This is a genomic window from Achromobacter sp. FW305-C-30-7, assembly GCF_058783105.1.
Genome location: NZ_JBYSYI010000001.1, coordinates 160,424 through 177,475, shown reverse-complemented (window position 1 = coordinate 177,475; position 17,052 = coordinate 160,424). Strand labels below are relative to the sequence as shown.

Annotated in this window: 20 protein-coding genes; 7 read left to right on the top strand and 13 right to left on the bottom strand. The window is 67.1% G+C overall.

Annotation, left to right across the window (positions count from 1 at the left end; translation table 11 throughout):
• Window positions 1-51: 51 nt before the first annotated feature.
• Window positions 52-591, top strand: a complete 540-nt coding sequence (hslV, locus tag AC3WOB_RS00905; RefSeq protein WP_013396837.1) for an ATP-dependent protease subunit HslV — start codon at window positions 52-54, stop codon at window positions 589-591.
• 73 nt (window positions 592-664) lie between these two features.
• Window positions 665-1,999, top strand: coding sequence for an ATP-dependent protease ATPase subunit HslU (gene hslU, locus AC3WOB_RS00900; RefSeq protein WP_013396838.1), 1,335 nt, complete (start codon window positions 665-667; stop codon window positions 1,997-1,999).
• Between the two features lie 154 nt (window positions 2,000-2,153).
• Here the strand turns inward: hslU and AC3WOB_RS00895 are convergent, their stop codons facing one another.
• Window positions 2,154-2,459: a copper-binding protein gene (locus AC3WOB_RS00895; protein WP_041656766.1), complete on the bottom strand. Its 306-nt coding sequence runs from the start codon at window positions 2,457-2,459 to the stop codon at window positions 2,154-2,156.
• 201 nt (window positions 2,460-2,660) lie between these two features.
• Between AC3WOB_RS00895 and AC3WOB_RS00890 the strand changes: the two genes are divergently transcribed.
• The 3 genes from AC3WOB_RS00890 to rfbC all read left to right on the top strand — a co-directional run bounded on the left by AC3WOB_RS00890 (window position 2,661) and on the right by rfbC (window position 4,723).
• The gene (locus AC3WOB_RS00890) at window positions 2,661-3,215 is read left to right on the top strand and encodes a cob(I)yrinic acid a,c-diamide adenosyltransferase (protein WP_492273912.1); all 555 of its coding nucleotides are present in this window, start codon (window positions 2,661-2,663) and stop codon (window positions 3,213-3,215) included.
• A 66-nt stretch (window positions 3,216-3,281) separates the two neighbouring features.
• Window positions 3,282-4,181: a dTDP-4-dehydrorhamnose reductase gene (gene rfbD / locus AC3WOB_RS00885; RefSeq protein WP_013396841.1), complete on the top strand. Its 900-nt coding sequence runs from the start codon at window positions 3,282-3,284 to the stop codon at window positions 4,179-4,181.
• Window positions 4,181-4,723, top strand: coding sequence for a dTDP-4-dehydrorhamnose 3,5-epimerase (gene rfbC, locus AC3WOB_RS00880; protein WP_492273911.1), 543 nt, complete (start codon window positions 4,181-4,183; stop codon window positions 4,721-4,723). Before rfbD ends, rfbC begins: the two co-directional genes overlap by 1 nt.
• 1 nt (window position 4,724) lies before the next feature.
• On the opposite strand, the gene lipA is transcribed toward rfbC, so the two are convergent.
• Window positions 4,725-5,729, bottom strand: coding sequence for a lipoyl synthase (gene lipA, locus AC3WOB_RS00875; protein ID WP_013396843.1), 1,005 nt, complete (start codon window positions 5,727-5,729; stop codon window positions 4,725-4,727).
• Between the two features lie 168 nt (window positions 5,730-5,897).
• Between lipA and AC3WOB_RS00870 the strand changes: the two genes are divergently transcribed.
• The gene (locus tag AC3WOB_RS00870; protein ID WP_492273910.1) at window positions 5,898-6,710 is read left to right on the top strand and encodes a substrate-binding domain-containing protein; all 813 of its coding nucleotides are present in this window, start codon (window positions 5,898-5,900) and stop codon (window positions 6,708-6,710) included.
• A 53-nt stretch (window positions 6,711-6,763) separates the two neighbouring features.
• Here AC3WOB_RS00870 and AC3WOB_RS00865 read toward each other — a convergent pair whose 3' ends face one another.
• From AC3WOB_RS00865 to AC3WOB_RS00840, 6 genes are all read right to left on the bottom strand, one after another.
• Entirely contained in the window at window positions 6,764-7,492 is a 729-nt protein-coding gene (locus AC3WOB_RS00865; protein WP_492273909.1) for a tetratricopeptide repeat protein, read from the bottom strand.
• Window positions 7,489-8,127, bottom strand: a complete 639-nt coding sequence (gene lipB, locus AC3WOB_RS00860) for a lipoyl(octanoyl) transferase LipB (RefSeq protein WP_013396846.1) — start codon at window positions 8,125-8,127, stop codon at window positions 7,489-7,491. Before lipB ends, AC3WOB_RS00865 begins: the two co-directional genes overlap by 4 nt.
• Window positions 8,128-8,145: 18 nt before the next feature.
• Window positions 8,146-8,421, bottom strand: a complete 276-nt coding sequence (locus AC3WOB_RS00855) for a YbeD family protein (RefSeq protein ID WP_013396847.1) — start codon at window positions 8,419-8,421, stop codon at window positions 8,146-8,148.
• Window positions 8,422-8,580: 159 nt separating this feature from the next.
• On the bottom strand, window positions 8,581-9,447 hold the full coding sequence (locus tag AC3WOB_RS00850) for a D-amino acid aminotransferase (RefSeq protein WP_207472681.1): 867 nt from the start codon (window positions 9,445-9,447) through the stop codon (window positions 8,581-8,583).
• A gap of 126 nt (window positions 9,448-9,573) precedes the next feature.
• Window positions 9,574-10,839, bottom strand: a complete 1,266-nt coding sequence (locus AC3WOB_RS00845) for a D-alanyl-D-alanine carboxypeptidase family protein (RefSeq protein WP_454696918.1) — start codon at window positions 10,837-10,839, stop codon at window positions 9,574-9,576.
• Window positions 10,840-10,994: 155 nt separating this feature from the next.
• The gene (locus AC3WOB_RS00840; protein WP_492273908.1) at window positions 10,995-11,960 is read right to left on the bottom strand and encodes a GlxA family transcriptional regulator; all 966 of its coding nucleotides are present in this window, start codon (window positions 11,958-11,960) and stop codon (window positions 10,995-10,997) included.
• A gap of 137 nt (window positions 11,961-12,097) precedes the next feature.
• On the opposite strand from AC3WOB_RS00840, the gene AC3WOB_RS00835 reads away from it, so the two are divergent.
• Window positions 12,098-12,739 (top strand): HD domain-containing protein, encoded by a 642-nt coding sequence (locus tag AC3WOB_RS00835; RefSeq protein WP_013396851.1) that lies wholly within the window; start codon window positions 12,098-12,100, stop codon window positions 12,737-12,739.
• A 32-nt stretch (window positions 12,740-12,771) separates the two neighbouring features.
• On the opposite strand, the gene AC3WOB_RS00830 is transcribed toward AC3WOB_RS00835, so the two are convergent.
• From AC3WOB_RS00830 to AC3WOB_RS00810, 5 genes are read right to left on the bottom strand one after another with little or no spacing between them, the layout of a single operon-like run.
• Window positions 12,772-13,425, bottom strand: coding sequence for an alpha/beta hydrolase (locus AC3WOB_RS00830; protein ID WP_492273907.1), 654 nt, complete (start codon window positions 13,423-13,425; stop codon window positions 12,772-12,774).
• Window positions 13,426-13,458: 33 nt separating this feature from the next.
• Window positions 13,459-14,058: an ABC-type transport auxiliary lipoprotein family protein gene (locus AC3WOB_RS00825; protein WP_492274600.1), complete on the bottom strand. Its 600-nt coding sequence runs from the start codon at window positions 14,056-14,058 to the stop codon at window positions 13,459-13,461.
• On the bottom strand, window positions 14,058-15,014 hold the full coding sequence (locus AC3WOB_RS00820) for an MlaD family protein (protein ID WP_013396854.1): 957 nt from the start codon (window positions 15,012-15,014) through the stop codon (window positions 14,058-14,060). Before AC3WOB_RS00820 ends, AC3WOB_RS00825 begins: the two co-directional genes overlap by 1 nt.
• Window positions 15,001-15,840 carry an ABC transporter ATP-binding protein gene (locus tag AC3WOB_RS00815; protein WP_424238224.1) on the bottom strand — a complete coding sequence of 280 codons (840 nt, stop codon included), beginning with the start codon at window positions 15,838-15,840 and terminating at the stop codon, window positions 15,001-15,003. Before AC3WOB_RS00815 ends, AC3WOB_RS00820 begins: the two co-directional genes overlap by 14 nt.
• Window positions 15,840-16,970, bottom strand: a complete 1,131-nt coding sequence (locus AC3WOB_RS00810; protein ID WP_492273906.1) for an MlaE family ABC transporter permease — start codon at window positions 16,968-16,970, stop codon at window positions 15,840-15,842. Before AC3WOB_RS00810 ends, AC3WOB_RS00815 begins: the two co-directional genes overlap by 1 nt.
• Window positions 16,971-17,052: the final 82 nt, after the last annotated feature.

The window sequence follows — 17,052 nt, the reverse complement described above, 5'->3', positions numbered from 1 at the left end:
CTTGATTTCCCCGTAACCGCCCCCAGCTAATCCCTTCATAGGAAGGAACGCATGGAACAATTTCACGCCACCACCATCGTGTGCGTGCGCCGCGGCAACCGCGTCGCACTGGGCGGCGATGGCCAGGTCACCCTGGGCAACATCGTCATCAAGGGCACCGCCCGCAAGATTCGCCGCCTGTACCACGACAAGATTCTGGCCGGCTTTGCCGGCGCCACCGCCGACGCGTTCACCCTGCAGGAACGCTTCGAGGCCAAGCTGGAAAAGCACCAGGGGAACCTGATGCGCGCCGCGGTCGAACTGACTCGCGACTGGCGCACCGACCGCGTCCTGCGCCGCCTGGAAGCCATGCTGATCGTGGCCGATGCCGAGCACACGCTGGTGCTGACCGGCAACGGCGACGTGCTCGAACCGGAACACGGCCTGGCGGCCATCGGCTCCGGCGGCGCCTACGCCCAATCGGCCGCGCTGGCGCTGCTGCGCAACACCGAACTTTCGCCCGAGGCCGTCGTCAAGCAATCGCTGGAAATCGCCGGCGACCTCTGCATCTACACCAACCAGAACCACGTCATCGAAACGCTGGGCGACTGACGCCCGCCACGCGGCGCGCCCGGCGCGCCGCGGCCGCCACCCCAGCCCGCCCTAGCTTCAAGGATCCGCCCTCATGTCCGCATCCAACATGACGCCCGGAGAGATCGTCTCCGAACTCGACAAGTACATCGTCGGCCAGAACCGCGCCAAGCGCGCCGTGGCCGTGGCGTTGCGCAACCGCTGGCGCCGCCAGCAGGTCGCCGAACCCCTGCGCCACGAAATCCACCCCAAGAACATCCTCATGATCGGCCCCACCGGCGTGGGCAAGACCGAGATCGCGCGCCGCCTGGCCAAGCTGGCCAACGCGCCCTTCATCAAGATCGAAGCCACCAAGTTCACCGAAGTGGGCTACGTGGGCCGCGACGTCGACACCATCATCCGCGACCTGACCGAATATTCGATCAAGCAGACGCGCGAGCTGGAAATGCGCCGCGTGCGCACCCAGGCTGAAGATGCCGCCGAAGACCGCATCCTGGACGCCCTGGTGCCGCCCCCGCGCGGCGCCTCCGGCGAACCGGAACGCGGAGAGGACAACAGCGCCCGCCAGACCTTCCGCAAGCGCCTGCGCGAAGGCAAGATCGACGACCTCGAAATCGAGATCGAAGTCGCCCAGGCCGCGCCGCAGATGGACGTCATGACGCCCCCCGGCATGGAAGAAATGGCCGAGCAGCTGCGCGGCATGTTCGCCGGCATGGCCCGCGACAAGAAAAAGCCCAAGAAGATGAAGGTGCGCGAAGCCTTCAAGCTGATCGTCGACGAAGAAGCCGCCAAGCGCGTCAACGAAGAAGACCTGCGCACCGTGGCGATCAACAACGTCGAGCAGAACGGCATCGTCTTCCTGGACGAAATCGACAAGATCGCGGCCCGCCAGGAATCCGGCGGCGCGGACGTCTCGCGCCAAGGCGTGCAGCGCGACCTGCTGCCGCTGGTCGAAGGCACCACCGTCAACACGCGCTACGGCATGGTCCGCACCGACCACATCCTGTTCATCGCGTCCGGCGCCTTCCACCTGTCGCGCCCCTCGGACCTGATCCCTGAACTGCAGGGCCGCTTCCCGATCCGCGTCGAACTGGAATCGCTGACCGCCGAGGACTTCGTGCGCATCCTGTCCGACACGGACGCGTCGCTGACCAAGCAGTACACCGCGCTGATGGCCACCGAGGACCTGCAGCTGGAGTTCACGGAAGAAGGCGTGCGCCGCCTGGCCGAGCTGGCCTTCGAGGTCAACGAAACCACCGAGAACATCGGCGCCCGCCGCCTGTACACGGTGATGGAGAAGCTGCTCGACGAGCTGTCGTTCGACGCCACCGCCAGCAGCGACAAGAACGTGAAGATCGACGCTGCCTACGTCAACGCGCAACTGGCGGAAGCCGCCAGCAGCCAGGACCTGGCGCGCTACGTGCTGTAAACCGCGGGCGCGCAGCGCCCCCGGCAAAACGCCGTCCGCAGCCTCAGGGCAGCGGACGGCGTTTTTTTACTGCTGGAGCGCCCGGGACAAGCGCGCGTCCTGGGTGCTGCAAGCCCGCGCAATGTGTGGACTTGCGTACCCGGCCTGATGGCGGCTAGTTGGTAATCGCGGTCACGATGTACTTGCCGTCCTTGCGGACCGCCGTGAAGCGCACCTTGTCGCCCGCCTTGATCTTGGCCAGCAGCGCCGGATCCGCCTCATAGACCAGCGTCATGGCGGGCAGGTCCAGCGGCTTGATTGCGTCGTGCTTGATCGTGACCTTGCCGGCGGCCGGATCCACCCGCCGCACTTCCCCGCTGGCGTCGGCCTGCTGCGCGAACGCCAACGGCGCGGCCAGCGTGACGACGGCCACCGCCGCGGCGGCAGCCATGGGCATTGCATACTTGCGGTCAAAAATCATGCAGATATCCTCCGATTGCAGGGGCAGCGCGGGACCGGCGTCCCCGCTTTCCATAGTGCTAGGATACCGCCCTTGTGCAACAGTTCCCCCGCCCTGACGCAACAATTCTGACAGTTGATTGCGGAACGCGCGGAGCGCGCCGCCAATATTCATGGCTGGACGCAAAACCCCTACCTTTCGTCACTCATTTCAGGAGTTCCCATGGCCAACCGCTTATCCGTCATCGCCACCCGCACGGGAGACGACGGCACCACGGGTCTTGGGGACGGATCACGCACGCCCAAGGACGCCCCGCGCATCGCAGCGATGGGCGACGTCGACGAACTGAACAGCGTCATCGGAGTGCTGCTGACCGAGGACCTGCCCGCCGAAATAGCCACGGACCTGCTGGGCATCCAGCACGACCTGTTCGACATGGGCGCGGAACTCTGCATCCCCGGCCACACCGCCCTGACGGACGAGCACATCGCCCGCCTGGACGCGCGCCTGGCCCACTACAACGCGGCCCTGCCGCCTCTGCGCGAATTCATCCTGCCGGGCGGCTCGCGCGGTTCGGCGCAAGCGCACGTAGCGCGCACAGTGTGCCGCCGGGCCGAACGGGCCGTAGTGGCGCTGGCCCGGATCGACCAGGTGAACCCGCCCGTGCGGCAATACCTGAACCGGCTGTCGGACCTGATGTTCGTGCTGGCGCGTTGTATAAACCAGCATGCGGGACAGAAAGACACGTTCTGGGCGGGCGCCCAGGCGCGCAAATAGTCTCGCGCCCGGGACGCGTCCTGCGCGGCCAGGCCAAAGAACGGTACGGAACTTAGCAAGGGCCGCGTGAAGATCTTATTGCTGGGCAAGGACGGCCAGGTCGGCCGCGAACTGTGCCACGCCCTGCTCCCCTTTGGAGAGATCGTGGCGCTGGGCCGCGACGGCGCGGATCTGCGCGATCAGGATGCACTGCTCGCGGTCTTGTCGTCCTGCCGGCCCGATGTGATCGTCAACGCAGCCGCCTACACAGCAGTGGATGCGGCCGAAAACGATCGGGAGACCGCCACTCGGGTCAATGCGCTGGCGGTGGCCACGCTGGCTCGCCACGCCCAGGCCGCCCGCGCCCTGCTGGTCCATTTTTCGACCGACTATGTGTTCGACGGCGCCCAACAGCGGCCCTACTCGGAAACCGATGGGCCCAACCCCCTGAACGTGTACGGCAGCACCAAACTTGCGGGCGAGCGGGCCATCCAGGCCACGGGTTGCGATGCGCTGGTGTTCAGGATCGGCTGGGTCTATTCGCGGCATGGCAAGAACTTCCTGAACACCATGCTGCGCCTGGCGCTGGAGCGCCAAAGCCTGAACGTGGTGTCCGACCAGCATGGAGCGCCCACATCGGCTACATTCGTCGCCGACGTTACGGCCCTGGCGATCCGGCAACATTGCGCGGGGCGGTTGCCCGCTGGGACCTATCACTTGGCCGCCGCCGGTTCGACCAACTGGCATGCCTATGCAAGATACATCGTTGCCGGAGCCGCCGCGCGCGGCGCCAGCCTGATGTTGGCCCCGGAACAGATCCATGCGATCGCGGCGCGGGACTATCCCGGAGCCGCGCAGCGGCCGAGCAATTCCACGCTGGATACAGCCAAACTGTCGCACGCGCTGCAACTGCGTATGCCATCATGGACCGAACAGGTGGATCGCACCCTGGATCAACTCAGCCAATCCGGCAAGCCCGCATTTTGATGAAAGCCACCCCGCTCGCCATTCCCGACGTCTTGCTCCTGGAACCCAGGGTACTGGGCGACGAGCGCGGCTTTTTCTTCGAGAGTTTCAACCAGGCCGTGTTCGAGGCGGCAACGGGGCTGCAGCGCAACTTCGTGCAGGACAACCATTCACGCTCCGCCCGCGGCGTTTTGCGCGGCCTGCATTACCAGGTCGAACAACCCCAGGGCAAGCTCATGCGCGTATGCGCGGGCGAGATCTTCGACGTCGCGGTGGATCTGCGGCGCGATTCGCCGTCATTCGGGCAATGGGTCGGCACCTTGCTCAGCGCCGAAAACAAGCGCCAGGTGTGGATCCCGGAAGGCTTCGCCCACGGCTTCCTGACGCTTTCCGAATTTGCCGAGGTCCTGTACAAGACCACGGACTATTACGCACCGCAGCACGAGCGCTGCATACGCTGGGACGATCCGCAACTGGCGATCGCCTGGCCCTGCCAGCAGCCGCCCCTGCTGTCCGAGAAGGATCGCAACGGCGCGCCGTTCGCCGACGCGCCGGCCTGCTGACTCAGTTCACGCCGGCCGCGTGGGCCTGTTCGTCGGCGTGGTACGAGGAACGCACCATCGCCCCCACCGCCGCGTGCGAGAAGCCCATGGCATAGGCCTCGCGCTCGAACATGGCGAAGGTGTCCGGATGCACGTAGCGCAGCACCGGCAGGTGGTGTTCCGAAGGCTGCAGGTACTGGCCGATGGTCAGCATGTCCACGTTGTGCTCGCGCATGTCGCGCATCACCTGCAGGATTTCCTCGTCGGTCTCGCCCAGGCCCAGCATCAGGCCGGACTTGGTGGGGACTTCGGGGTGCAGCTGCTTGAACTCGGCCAGCAGCTTCAGCGAGTGCATGTAGTCCGAGCCCGGGCGTGCCTGCTTGTACAGGCGCGGCACGGTTTCCAGGTTGTGGTTCATGACGTCCGGGGGGCCGGCGTTCAGGATGGTCAGCGCGCGGTCCAGGCGGCCGCGGAAGTCGGGCACCAGCACCTCGATGCGGGTGGTGGGCGACAGTTCGCGGATGTGCGTGATGCAATCCACGAAGTGGCCGGCGCCGCCGTCGCGCAGGTCGTCGCGGTCCACCGAGGTGATCACGACATAGGACAGCTTCATCGCGGCGATGGTGCGCGCCAGATTCAGGGGTTCGTTGGTGTCCAGCGGATCCGGGCGGCCGTGGCCCACATCACAGAAGGGGCAGCGGCGGGTGCACTTGTCGCCCATGATCATGAAGGTGGCCGTGCCCTTGCCGAAGCATTCGCCGATGTTCGGGCAGGACGCTTCCTCGCACACCGTGTGCAGGTTGTGCTCGCGCAGGATGCGCTTGATGTCGTAGAAGCGCGAGCCGGGCGCGGCGGCCTTCACGCGGATCCACTCGGGCTTTTTCAGGCGCTCAGCCGGGACGATCTTGATGGGAATGCGCGCGGTCTTGGCCTGCGATTTCTGCTTTTGCGTCGGATCGTAGACCGCCTCGGCGGGCGCGGCGGCGGATTCGTTCGAGGGAACAGGAGACTCGACAAGCGTGGACATGGGGCACCTTCATGACCGGCGCGCGGACGTGCCGGGTCTGAGACAAAAACGGCATTTTACCCTTCGCCGCCCCAATCCGCCGGGCAGGCTCCGTCCCCCAGGCGGTGGGCGCTCGGGCCGGACCGGCCTGGGTTATCGTCACGCCTGACGAATCCGCCGGTTTTACCCATGTCTTCCCTGCCCCCGCCCCGCCCCATCGCCCTGATCGCGCCCCGACTGGACTGGGCGCCCGCAGCCCGCGCCGCGCAGGCCTGCGCCGAATTGCTGTTGCCCGCCGGCTACTACCTGGCCGCCGGCCCCTGGCATGACGCCCCCGGCCTGACCCGACTCGGCGACTTGCGTCCCGCCGCCGTCCTGTGCATAGGCCCGCTGGACGATCCCGGCCTGCGCGCCGTCCTGGCCACGCTGGAAATCCCCATCGTGGAAACCTGGAGCGCATCCGCCCAGCCGCTGGACGGCGCTGTCGTGGTCGACAACGCGGAAGCCGGCCGCATGGCCGCGCGGCACCTGGCCGCCAAGCGCCATGCGCGGGTCGCCTGCATCAGCACCGACAACCCGTGGGAACGCGCCCGCCGCGAAGGCTTTATCAGCAGCGCGGCCGCGCTCGGACTGGAACGGGTGGCGGATATCGTTCAACCGGAGGTACAGCACATGAACGACGGCCGCATGGCCTTCCTGCGCCTGCTGGCCACCAACACGATCTTCGACGCGGTGTTCTGCACCACGGACCTGCTGGCCGCCGCTGCGGTATCCGAAGCCCACAACCGCGACCTGCAGGTACCGCAGGACCTCGCGGTGCTGGGCTACTCGGACGACGGCAGCGCCGCGCAATGGGCGCAGGGCTTGACCACTTTGGGCGCCGACGCCGCGACCCTGGGCCGGCGCGCCGGCCAGTTGCTGCTGGACCGCCTGGAAGGCGAACGCGGCACGGGCGAACGGGAAATTGTCGACGTGGTGTTCGAGGAACGGCTCAGTACCTAGGGCGTATCGGCGTGGCCGGCGGCCCAGCCCTGGCAGCCCCGGCCGCCCCCTGGCTAGGAAATGCCTTCATACAGCGGCGGAAAGCCGCTGGCCTGGAGCATGCCGTTGGCTTCCCGCAGGAAAGCGGGCGTGGCCGTCTCCGGAACCTGGATCAGCCACTGCACGGCGTCTTCCTTGCGGCCACGCAGCAAGAGCAGGCGGCCCAGATGGAACATGCCACGGAAATCGCCGCCTTCGGCACAGCGCTGGTAGCAATCGAAGGCGCGGCCCAGGTCCTGTTCGACCACGTCGCCGGCCTCGTAGTAGCGGCCCACCACGCCGATGGACTTCACGTGCCCTGCGTCCGCCGCTTTCTGGTAGAGAGCCAGGGCCGCCGCGGAATTCTGCGCCACGCCGCCCCGGCCGCTGCGCAGCATGTGGGCGTAGTTGTACATGCCCCAGTCCAGGCCCTTGTCGGCGGCCAGGCGAAACCAGTAGGCCGCGACCGTGTCGTCGCGCGGCACGCCCCAGCCGTTCTCGTAGCAGCGGCCCACCATGTTGATGGCCATGGGATGGTCGGCATGGGCAGCGCGCTTGAACCATGCCAGTCCCTGTTCCTGATCGCGTTCGACGCCGGCGCCGTCCAGCAGCATCTGGCCGTAGATGGTCTGGGCTTCGATCAGCCCCAGCTCGGCTGCTGCGCGGATCCATGCCGCGTAGTCCTCGGCCGGCCCCTGCTCGCGCAGGCGCGCCAACTCTTCAGGCGTGGTCGCGGCGACGTCGGCCGCGGTATAGCTCTTCATGTCTTGTTCCTTGCGCGGTCCCAGGCCTGCGCCAGATTGCGCGCCAGCGTCTCGCCTGTCTCGGTCGGCTCGCGGTGCACGCCGCAGGCCGCCATGTCCACGGTACGCAGGCCCGCATAGCCGCAGGGGTTGATCCCCAGAAACGGCGCCAGGTCCATCCGCACGTTCAGCGATACGCCGTGATAAGCCCGGCCATTGCGGATCTTGATGCCCAGCGCGGCGATCTTGGCCAGCTCGCCCCCGTCCGGATCGGGCACGTAGACCCCCGGCGCGCCCGGTTTGCGGCAGGCGTCGGCCACGCCCATCTGGGCCAGCGTGTCGATGACCGCGCCCTCCAGCAGATTGACGTATTCCTTGACGTAGATGTCGGCGCGGCGCAGGTCGAACAGCGCGTAGGCCATGACCTGGCCGGGACCGTGGTAGGTCACCTGCCCGCCGCGGTCGCAGTGGACGATGGGAATGTTTCCGGGGTTGAGCACATGCTGGGGCTGGCCGGCCTGGCCCAAGGTGTAGACCGGCGCATGTTCACAGAGCCAGATCTCGTCAGGCGTATCGGCGCCGCGCAGATTGGTGTACGCCTGCATGTCGTGCCAGACCGACAGGTAGTCGGCCGGCCGCGCGAGCCACTTGATCACGGCAGTCCTGCTCTTGCGTCAGAGAACGATGGACACCATCGGATGGCCGTGCAGGGCGCGGTAGAGCGCGTCCAGCTGCTCGCGCGAGGTCGCGCGCACCGTGAAGGTCAGGCCCATGTAGTTGCCGCCCTTGCTGGGCCGCATTTCCACCGTCGCTGCGTCGAACTCAGGGTCGAACTGCAGCACCACTTCGGTCAGCGTCTGCGCGAATTCCGGGTGCTGCTTGCCCATGACCTTGATGGGAAAGTCGCTGGGGTATTCGATGAGGGAGTCTTCGGGCGGAATATTTTGCATGATGTGCCTATAAGGTGTTGCCCCCCAGGGCTCGGCCACTGCTCGATCCTGCACCCGAGGGCTGTGCCACGGGGCGGCCAGACTATGTATATGGGGGCAAGCCGCCAGCCGGCAAGGCCGCCGGGGCGGCCCCGCAGGAGCCGCCCGGTGATGCCGGGCCTAGAGCGCGGCGATGCGGGCATCATAACCCGCGCGCAATTGCGCAAAAACGGGGCCGGGCTTGCCCGAACCCACCGGCTTGCCATCCAGCGACACGATGGCCAGCACTTCCTTGGTGGCCGAGGACAGCATCAGCTCGTCGGCCTGTTCCACCTCTTGCCGCGTGATGGGGCGCGACTCGAAGGGAATGCCGGCCTCGGCGGCCAGCTCGCCCATCAGGCCGTAGCGGATGCCTTCCAGGATCAGGTTGTTCTTGGGCGGCGCCAACAGCTTGCCGCCGGAAACTACCCAGATATTGGTGGACGAGCCTTCGGTCAGGTAGCCGTCGCGGAACTGCACCACTTCGTCGACCTCGGCATCGACCGCCTGCTGCTTGGCCAATACGTTGCCCAGCAGGGACACCGATTTGATTTCGCAATGCAGCCAGCGCTCGTCCGGAATGCTGATGGCGCTGAGGCCGCGCTCGCGCTGGGCGGCAGGCGGCGGCGACCAGGCCGAGATCATGCCGAAGACCGTCGGCGTGACGGGTGTCGAGGGGAACTGGTGGTCGCGCTTGGCCACGCCGCGCGTCACCTGCAGGTAAACGATGCAGGTTTCCAGGTTGGTGCGCGCCAGCAGCTGCTGGATCAGGTCGATCCAGCCTGCGCGGTCGAAAGGCTGGGCAATCCGCAAGGCAGCCAGGCTGCGGTCCAGGCGGTTGAGGTGTTCGGCCATGCGGAACGCATTGCCTTGGTACACGGGGACGACTTCGTAGATGCCGTCGCCGAAAATGAAGCCGCGGTCGAGGACAGAGACCTTGGCCTCGTCCACGCGCAGAAACTCACCGTTGAGATACACCTGGCTTTCGCCCGGCACGCCCGGAATCATGAGGCACTCCTGAGTATGAAATGGAGAGGGACGAACCGTCTGGTCCGTCCCGTGAATAAAGCACGGGCGTTTCATGCGAAACGCCCGTTGCTAGCTTACACCCCCCGCGCCCACGGCGCGGCAGGATTATTCGAACCAGCGCTTGACGGTATCGACCATGCGGCCGAAGAAGCCGGCGCGTTCGACCGCGTCCTGCACCACCAGCGGTTCGGTGCGCAGCACCTTGCCGTCCAGCGTGAATTGCAGGGTGCCGACCTGCTGGCCCTTGGCCAGCGGAGCGATCAGCGGATCCGTGCGCTGCGCCACCGGCTTCAAGTCGCCGGCCTTGCCGCGCGGCACCGCGATCGACACGGGGTTGGGCGGGCCGAGCTTGACGCTTTCAGCCGTGCCTTCCCAGACGCGCGCATCAATGCCAGGCTGGCTCTTATCGAACAGCTTGACGGTGTCGAAGTTCTGGAAGCTCCAGTTCAGCAGCTTCAGACTTTCCTCGGCGCGGGTGGCTTCGCTGTCCGTGCCTACCACGACCACCAGGATGCGGCGGTCGCCGCGCACGGCGGTCGACACCAGGCAGTAGCCGGCCGAATCCGTATGGCCGGTCTTCATGCCGTCCACCGAGGGGTCAGCCCACAGCAGGCGGTTGCGGTTGGGCTGGGTGATCTTGTTGTAGGTGTAGCTCTTCTGCTTGTAGTAGTGGAAGTGGTCCGGGTGATCGGTGATCAGGTGCGAGGACAAGATGGCCAGGTCGCGCGTGGAGGTCATGTGCTGCGGATCGGGCAGGCCCGTCGCGTTCATGAAGTGGGTGTTGCGCATGCCCAGGCGTTCGGCTTCCTGGTTCATCAGCGAAGCGAACGAGGCCTCGCTGCCGCCCACGGCCTCGGCCAGGGCCACGGAGGCGTCGTTGCCGGACTGCACGATCATGCCTTGGTTCAGTTCATCGACAGTGACCGGCTTGCGCGGCTCGATGAACATGCGCGAACCGCCCGTGCGCCAGGCGCGCTCGGACACCGGCACGGTCTGCTCCAGCGTCAGGCGCTTTTCATCCAGCGCGTTGAACACGACGTAGGCCGTCATGATCTTGGTGAGCGAGGCCGGCTCGACCTTCATGTCCGGGTTGGAGGCGGCCAGGGTCTGGCCGCTGTTCACGTCCATCACGATCCAGGCCTTGGCCGCGATGGTGGGGGCCGGCACGGCCGAGACGTCGCCCACCGGCACCACCGCCGAAGCATTCGGCGCCGGGGCCGCGGCGCCAGCGGCTGCGGCGGGCGCCGCGGCCGGAGCCTGCTGCGCCCAGACCGGCATCGAAGCTGCCAGCATGGCTGACAGCACCGCGCCTGACAGCAGGCGACGGGTGAAGACAACGGGGGAGTGAGCGGAGTAAGGCAAATTCTTCATCGGCAACGTGGGTCCAGTAATGACGCCCGCCGGCGCGGGGCAAGTGGCTGACAATTATAGGCAGTCGATCAGACCCGTCCGGCCCGCCCGGGGTTCCCGCGCATTTAAAACATGCAACTTGATGCAACCTGGCGGCCTCGGGACGCGGCAACGGATCAATCGGGACTGCCGCCGTGATGGCGGCGGTACACGGCCGGAGAAACGCCCACGTGCTTGACGAAGGCGCGGCGCAAGGTGTCGACGTTGGCAAAGCCGCATTGCGCGGCCACCTGCTTGGGCGTGGCAGCGCCCGCCTCCAGCAGCGTACGGGCCGCGGCAATGCGCGTCATCTCCACCCACGCGGCCGGCGTGACGCCGACCTCGGCGTGGAACAGCCGCGTGAAGTGCCGGGGGCTCAGGCCCGCATGTTCGGCCAGCGCTTCCACCGACAGCGGCAGCCCAGGGTTGCCGGCGACCCAGCGCTGGACCTCCTGCAGCGCCGAGCGCCCTACCGGGCCGGCCTGTCCCTTGCGGCTGAATTGCAGTTGTCCGCCTGGCCGCTTGAAGAACATCACCAACTGGGCCGCCACACTGGCGGCCACGTCCCGGCCCAGGTCCTCCTCGACCAGCGACAGCGCCAGATCCAGGCCAGCCGTCACGCCGGCGGACGTGCGCACCTTGCCGTCGCGCACATGCAGGGCGTCCTCTTCGACGGTCACCTTGGGATAGGCCAGGCGCAGCTGCGCCGCCGCATTCCAATGGGTCGTCACCCGTCGTCCATCCAACAGGCCTGCCGCGGCGAGCATGAAGGCGCCAGTGCAGACGGAGCCATAGCGCCGGGCGCCCCTGGCCGTCGCGCCCAGCCATCGCAAGGCGGAGCTGCTGAGCATGGCGCTGGCGGCCTGCGGCGTGCCGGCAACAAGCAGGGTATCCAGGCGCGGCACAGGGCCGTCAAGCGTCAGGTCGGGCAGCAGGCGCGCGCCCGATGAACTGCGGATCGGACCCGCCTCGTAGCCCACCACGCGCAGCGCGTACTGCTCGCGCCCGAGTTCGGCATTGGCCTGGGCGAACACGTCCAGGGGCCCGGAGACATCGAGCATCTGGACACCTGGCAGCGCAAGAATGGCTATGGTCTTGGTCATGGAATCGCGCCTTGCCGACTGGTGTCGGGAAATCGCATGTTTTGGCGGAATCTGGCGTATTACGACGATTGAAGCCATTCTAGTGCGGCGGGAGAATTTATCGAACCCCTTCCCCACCACCTGTAAGGACTCCCGCCATGAACCCTGTCATCGACGGCATTCAGATCCCCGACAGCAAGCTCGCCCGTGAAATCACGGAGCTGGTACGCGACACCGCCACGCCGCTGCTCTTCCACCATTCCAGCCGGGTCTACTACTTCGGCGCGCTCGCTGGCAAGCGGCGCGGATTGAAGTTCGACCCGGAATTGCTTTATTGCGGCTGCATGTTCCACGACATGGGCCTGACGCATCAGCACAGCAGCGACTGCTGCCGCTTCGAGGTCGATGGTGCCAACGCGGCGCGCGACTTCCTGAATAGCCGCGGCATTTCGCAGCAGGACATCGATCTGGTGTGGACCGCCATTGCGCTGCACACCACGCCCGGCATTCCCGAATTCATGCACCCGGTCGTCGCGCTGGTGACAGCGGGCGTGGAAATGGACGTGCTCGGCCTGACTTATGGCGAATACGGCGACGCCCAGCGCGAAGCCGTGGTGGCGGCGCATCCGCGCAGTCCGCGCTTCAAGGAAGAGATCATCCAGGCCTTTTACGAGGGCATCAAGCACAAGCCGCAGACGACGTTCGGCAACGTCAAGGCCGATGTGATCGCCGACAAGGAGCCGGCCTTCAAGCCTGGTAACTTCTGCAGCATAATCCGCGGCTCTCGCTGGCCGGGCTGAAGGCGTTGGCGCCGCAACAGCGGCGCCCCGTCTTAGTCCAGCGCGACCTTCAACCGCGCCTGCACCAGCTGGCGCAGCACCAGCAGCTTGCCATGGAAGAAGTGCGATGCGCCGGGCACCACCACGACGGGGATGGAACGCGGACGCGCCCAGTCCATGGCCTCGGACAGCGGCACGACCTCGTCTTCCTCGCCGTGCACCAGCAGCGTGTCGTCCGGCACCTGCACTTCGTGCGACTGGAAGCGGTTCACGGCCGGCCCCATCAGCATCAGGGCCGACGGCAGCACAGCATCACCCTGCTCCGCCAGCGCGGCATAGGTCTGCGCGGCCACGGCAGTGCCGAACGAGAAGCCCGCCAGCACCCACGGTGCCTGGGCCAGTTCGGGATGCAGTTCGCGCATCTGCGCCACGACCGCCAGCATGTCCTGGGTTTCACCCACGGATTTGTCGAACGTGCCTTCGGACTGGCCGACACCGCGGAAATTGGGCCGCACCGCCACCAAACCGTGCTGCACGCAAGCGCGCGACAGGGTCGTGACCACTTTGTTCTCGCGCGCGCCGCCCTGTAGCGGATGCGGATGCAGGACCAGCGCCCAGCCTCGCGGCGTGCCCGCAGGCCAATCCACGGCGCAGTCGATGCGGCCGGCGGCTCCGGTGAATGCGTGGGTTTCAGTGCGTGCGGACATGGCGTAACTCAGGATGCGGAAAAAAAAGCGATGTTAACCGCCCGCCCTGGGCGCGGGCTTCAGCGTCGTGGCCAGCCACTGTGCCAATTGGTCGGCGGCGTCGTCCGTCGCCTGGCGCAACGCCGTGACCCCGCCTTGCGCGTCCTGCGTGGGCGCCGGCGCGCGTGCCTCGATGCGCGTCTGGCCCAGCACGCTGCGGCCGCTGAGCAACACCGCCTGCACCAGCACGCGGCCTTCGCTGGACTGGCCGTCGGCCGCGAATACCTGTTCGAACTGGGACAACGACACCTGCAGCTGCGGCGTCTGCAGGGTGACACGCTCATCCAGCACCGGCCCCTGGCGCGACAGGCGCTCGGTAAGGCGCTGCCGCACCAGATCCGCCGGCGGCGAGGCCCAGCGATAGCTGGCATAGGCCTTGGGCGCGGCGCTGTCGCCCACGCGCCAGATCACGCCGGTATCGGACAGGCTGGGCACGGCCTGGAAGACCAGCGCAATCGTCTCGCGCGCGGGCAAGGCCGGCGCCGGGCGGGAATCCAGGCCCAGGTCGAACACCGAGGGCGGTGCGGCCACCCGGCCGATGCCGCAACCGGCCAGGGCCAACGTCAGGATAAGAACGGCGCTACGCATCTTCATCATTTGGACGATCTCCCGAAGCCTGCAAAGCCGGCCTCGCCGGGCCCGGGCTCGCGGGGCGCCGGGCCGAACAGGAACGATTGCGGCGTGTTGTCCACACGGCGCAGGGTAACGGTGGCGCCGCGCGCGGCCGCGCTGACATTGGCGGCCATGCCGGTGATCGCCGGCAGGGTCTCGCCATCCAGCCGCGCGGCGGCCAGGGCGATGTCGTTGAGGCTGCTGGTGGCGGCGGACAGGGGTCCGCCAGGCGCATTCAGGCGCGCCAGCGACTGGCGGGCCTGCGCGGCCAAGTCGCCAACTTCGCGCGCGGCTCGGTCGGCCTGGCGCGAGGTCTTGTCCAAGGAATCCATCAGGGGACCGAGCTTGGCCATCGTGGGCCCCAGATCCTGGCTGGCAGCCCTGAGCGATTGGGTGATATCGGTAGCGTTCTGCAGGCTGGCAGTGAGCGCCTGCACATTCTGCTCGCTCAGCACGCGCCGCAGTTGTTCGGTGACCTCTTCCACGTTCGAGATCAGCTTGCCGCCGCGCTGCTCGATGCGATCGAGAAAACCGGGGCGCAGCGGAATGGCGGCCGGATGCGCGGCCGACGACGCCAGCCGCTTCATCGACGTACCGTCGTCGCGCAGTTCCACGTTGGACATGCCGGTCACGCCCTGCACGCCCAACTCGGCCCAGGTGGATTCGGTGATCGGCGTGTTCGGTGCCACCCCGATGCGGATGCGCACCTGCCCGGGCTTGTCCGGGTTCAGGGCCAGCGACTGCACCTTGCCCACCGGCACGCCCTGGTAGCGCACCGTGGACTGCGGGTTCAGGCCGCTGACGGCGGTGGCGGAGATGATTTCGTATGGCTGCAGCTGCGTCCGGTCTCGGCCGATCCAGATGGCCACCAGGGCGGCTGCGGCCAGCAGGACCAGCGTGAAGATGCCGGCCATGAGCGCATGACTACGGTTTTCCATGATGCAATCCCTTCGGCGCCAGATCCCCCAGCGCACGCAAACCGCGCTCGCCCAGGAAGAACGTGTGAATGAACGGGTGATCGACCTTCAATACTTCCGGCACCGTGTCGCACACGATCACCCGTTTGTCCGCCAGCACAGCGACGCGCGTGGCCAACGCCAGCAGCGTGTCCAAGTCGTGCGTCACCATGACGACGGTAAATCCCAATTGTCGGTGCAGGCTGCGCACCAGGTCCACGAATTCGTCCGAACGCAGCGGGTCCAGGCCGGCGGTGGGCTCGTCCAGGAACAGCAGTTCCGGATCCAGCGACAGCGCGCGCGCCAGCGCCACGCGCTTCACCATGCCGCCGGACAGGTCCGAAGGCCGCTTGTCGGCGTCGCGCGCCGACAGGCCCACCATCGCCAGCCGGCACATGACGACGTCGCGCACCAGGTCTTCCGGCACCGTGCGCAGCTCGCGCAGCGGCAAGGCCACATTGTCGAACACCGACAGCGCGGAAAACAACGCCCCCGCCTGGAACAGCATGCCCCAGCGGTAGGACAGCCGCCGGCGTTCGCCCGCCGTCAGCTCGAACAGCGCATGTCCCAGCACCCGCACCGTGCCCGCGGCCGGCCGGTCCAGCCCGATGATCTGCCGCAGCAGCACCGTCTTGCCGGTACCCGAGCCGCCCACCAGCACCAGGATCTCGCCAGGGAAGACCGTCAGGTCCAGATTGTCGTGCACCACATGGTCGCCGAACGCCGTGCGTAGCCCGCGCACCGTGATGACGGGTTCTACCGTGACCCCGTCCTCGGCGAACAGCTTGTGCTGAGCGGCGCTGTTCATCAAATGCCCACCGAACTGAAGATGACGGCGTAAAACGCGTCCAGCAGGATCACGCCGGTAATGGAGGTCACCACCGAGGTAGTGGTGCCGCGTCCCAGGCTTTCCGTGTTGGGCTGGATGCGCAGACCGAAATGGCAGGCGATCAGCGCGATCAACATGCCAAAGGTCACACCCTTCAGAATGCCGATCCAGTAGTTAGTCAGTGAAATCGCATCCGGCAGCGACTGCAGGAACCATTGCGCCGACACCCCCAACTGCATCTGCGCGGCCAGCATGCCGCCCAGGATCGCCATGGCGTCCGTCCACAGCACCAGCAGCGGCATGGTCACGGCCAGCGCCACCACCCGCGGCAGGATCAGGCGCTGCCCGTGCGAAATGCCCATGACCAGCATCGCATCCAATTCCTGCGTCACCCGCATCACGCCGATCTGCGCGGTGATCGCGGAACCCGAACGACCGGCGACCAGGATGGCGGCCAGCACCGGGCCCAGTTCGCGCACGATGGACACGCCCAGCAGACGCACGATGAAGCGGTCCGCGCCTATCATCTGCAGCTGCTGCGCCGACAGGTAGGACAGCACCACCCCGATCAGGAAACCGACCAGCGCCGTAATGCCCAGCGCCTGCGCGCCAGTGCGGTACACCTGCGCCGAAATCTCGCGCCAGGGCCCCAGCCGCGGGCGCCGCAGCATGCCGCCGAAGTCCAGCACCAATTGACCCAGCATGACGAGCAAGGCGCGGCCATTGTCGATGGCCTGGAAGATCGCCTCGCCCACGGCGCGCAGCCAGCTCCACGGATCCCGCTTGGACGCTGCGGCCGGCGTCTCGCCCTTGTTCATGGCCAGGGCGTTGAAAACATCCTGCTGGCCCGCCGACCAGCGCACGCGCTCGGGCAGCTTGTGGCCCCAGGCTTCCCAGATCAGCAGCGCGCCGATGGTGTCGAGCCGGCCGATGCCGTGCAGGTCCCAGCGCGCGCCGCCATCGGTGGCGCAGGCCAGCGCCTCGCGGCGGCGCTGCACTTCGCCGGGTTCGGCCAGCGCCAGCACGCTCCAGTCGCCGGCCACATGGCACACGCCTCCTTCAAAGCGGAAAGGCGCGGCGGCAGGTGCGGACGTAGCGGAATGCGGCATGAAGACAGAATACCGGTGCAAAAATGTATCGCCAATCATAAACGCTGGCGCAGGCAGACCGCGAGCGCGGGCCGCGTGCCCT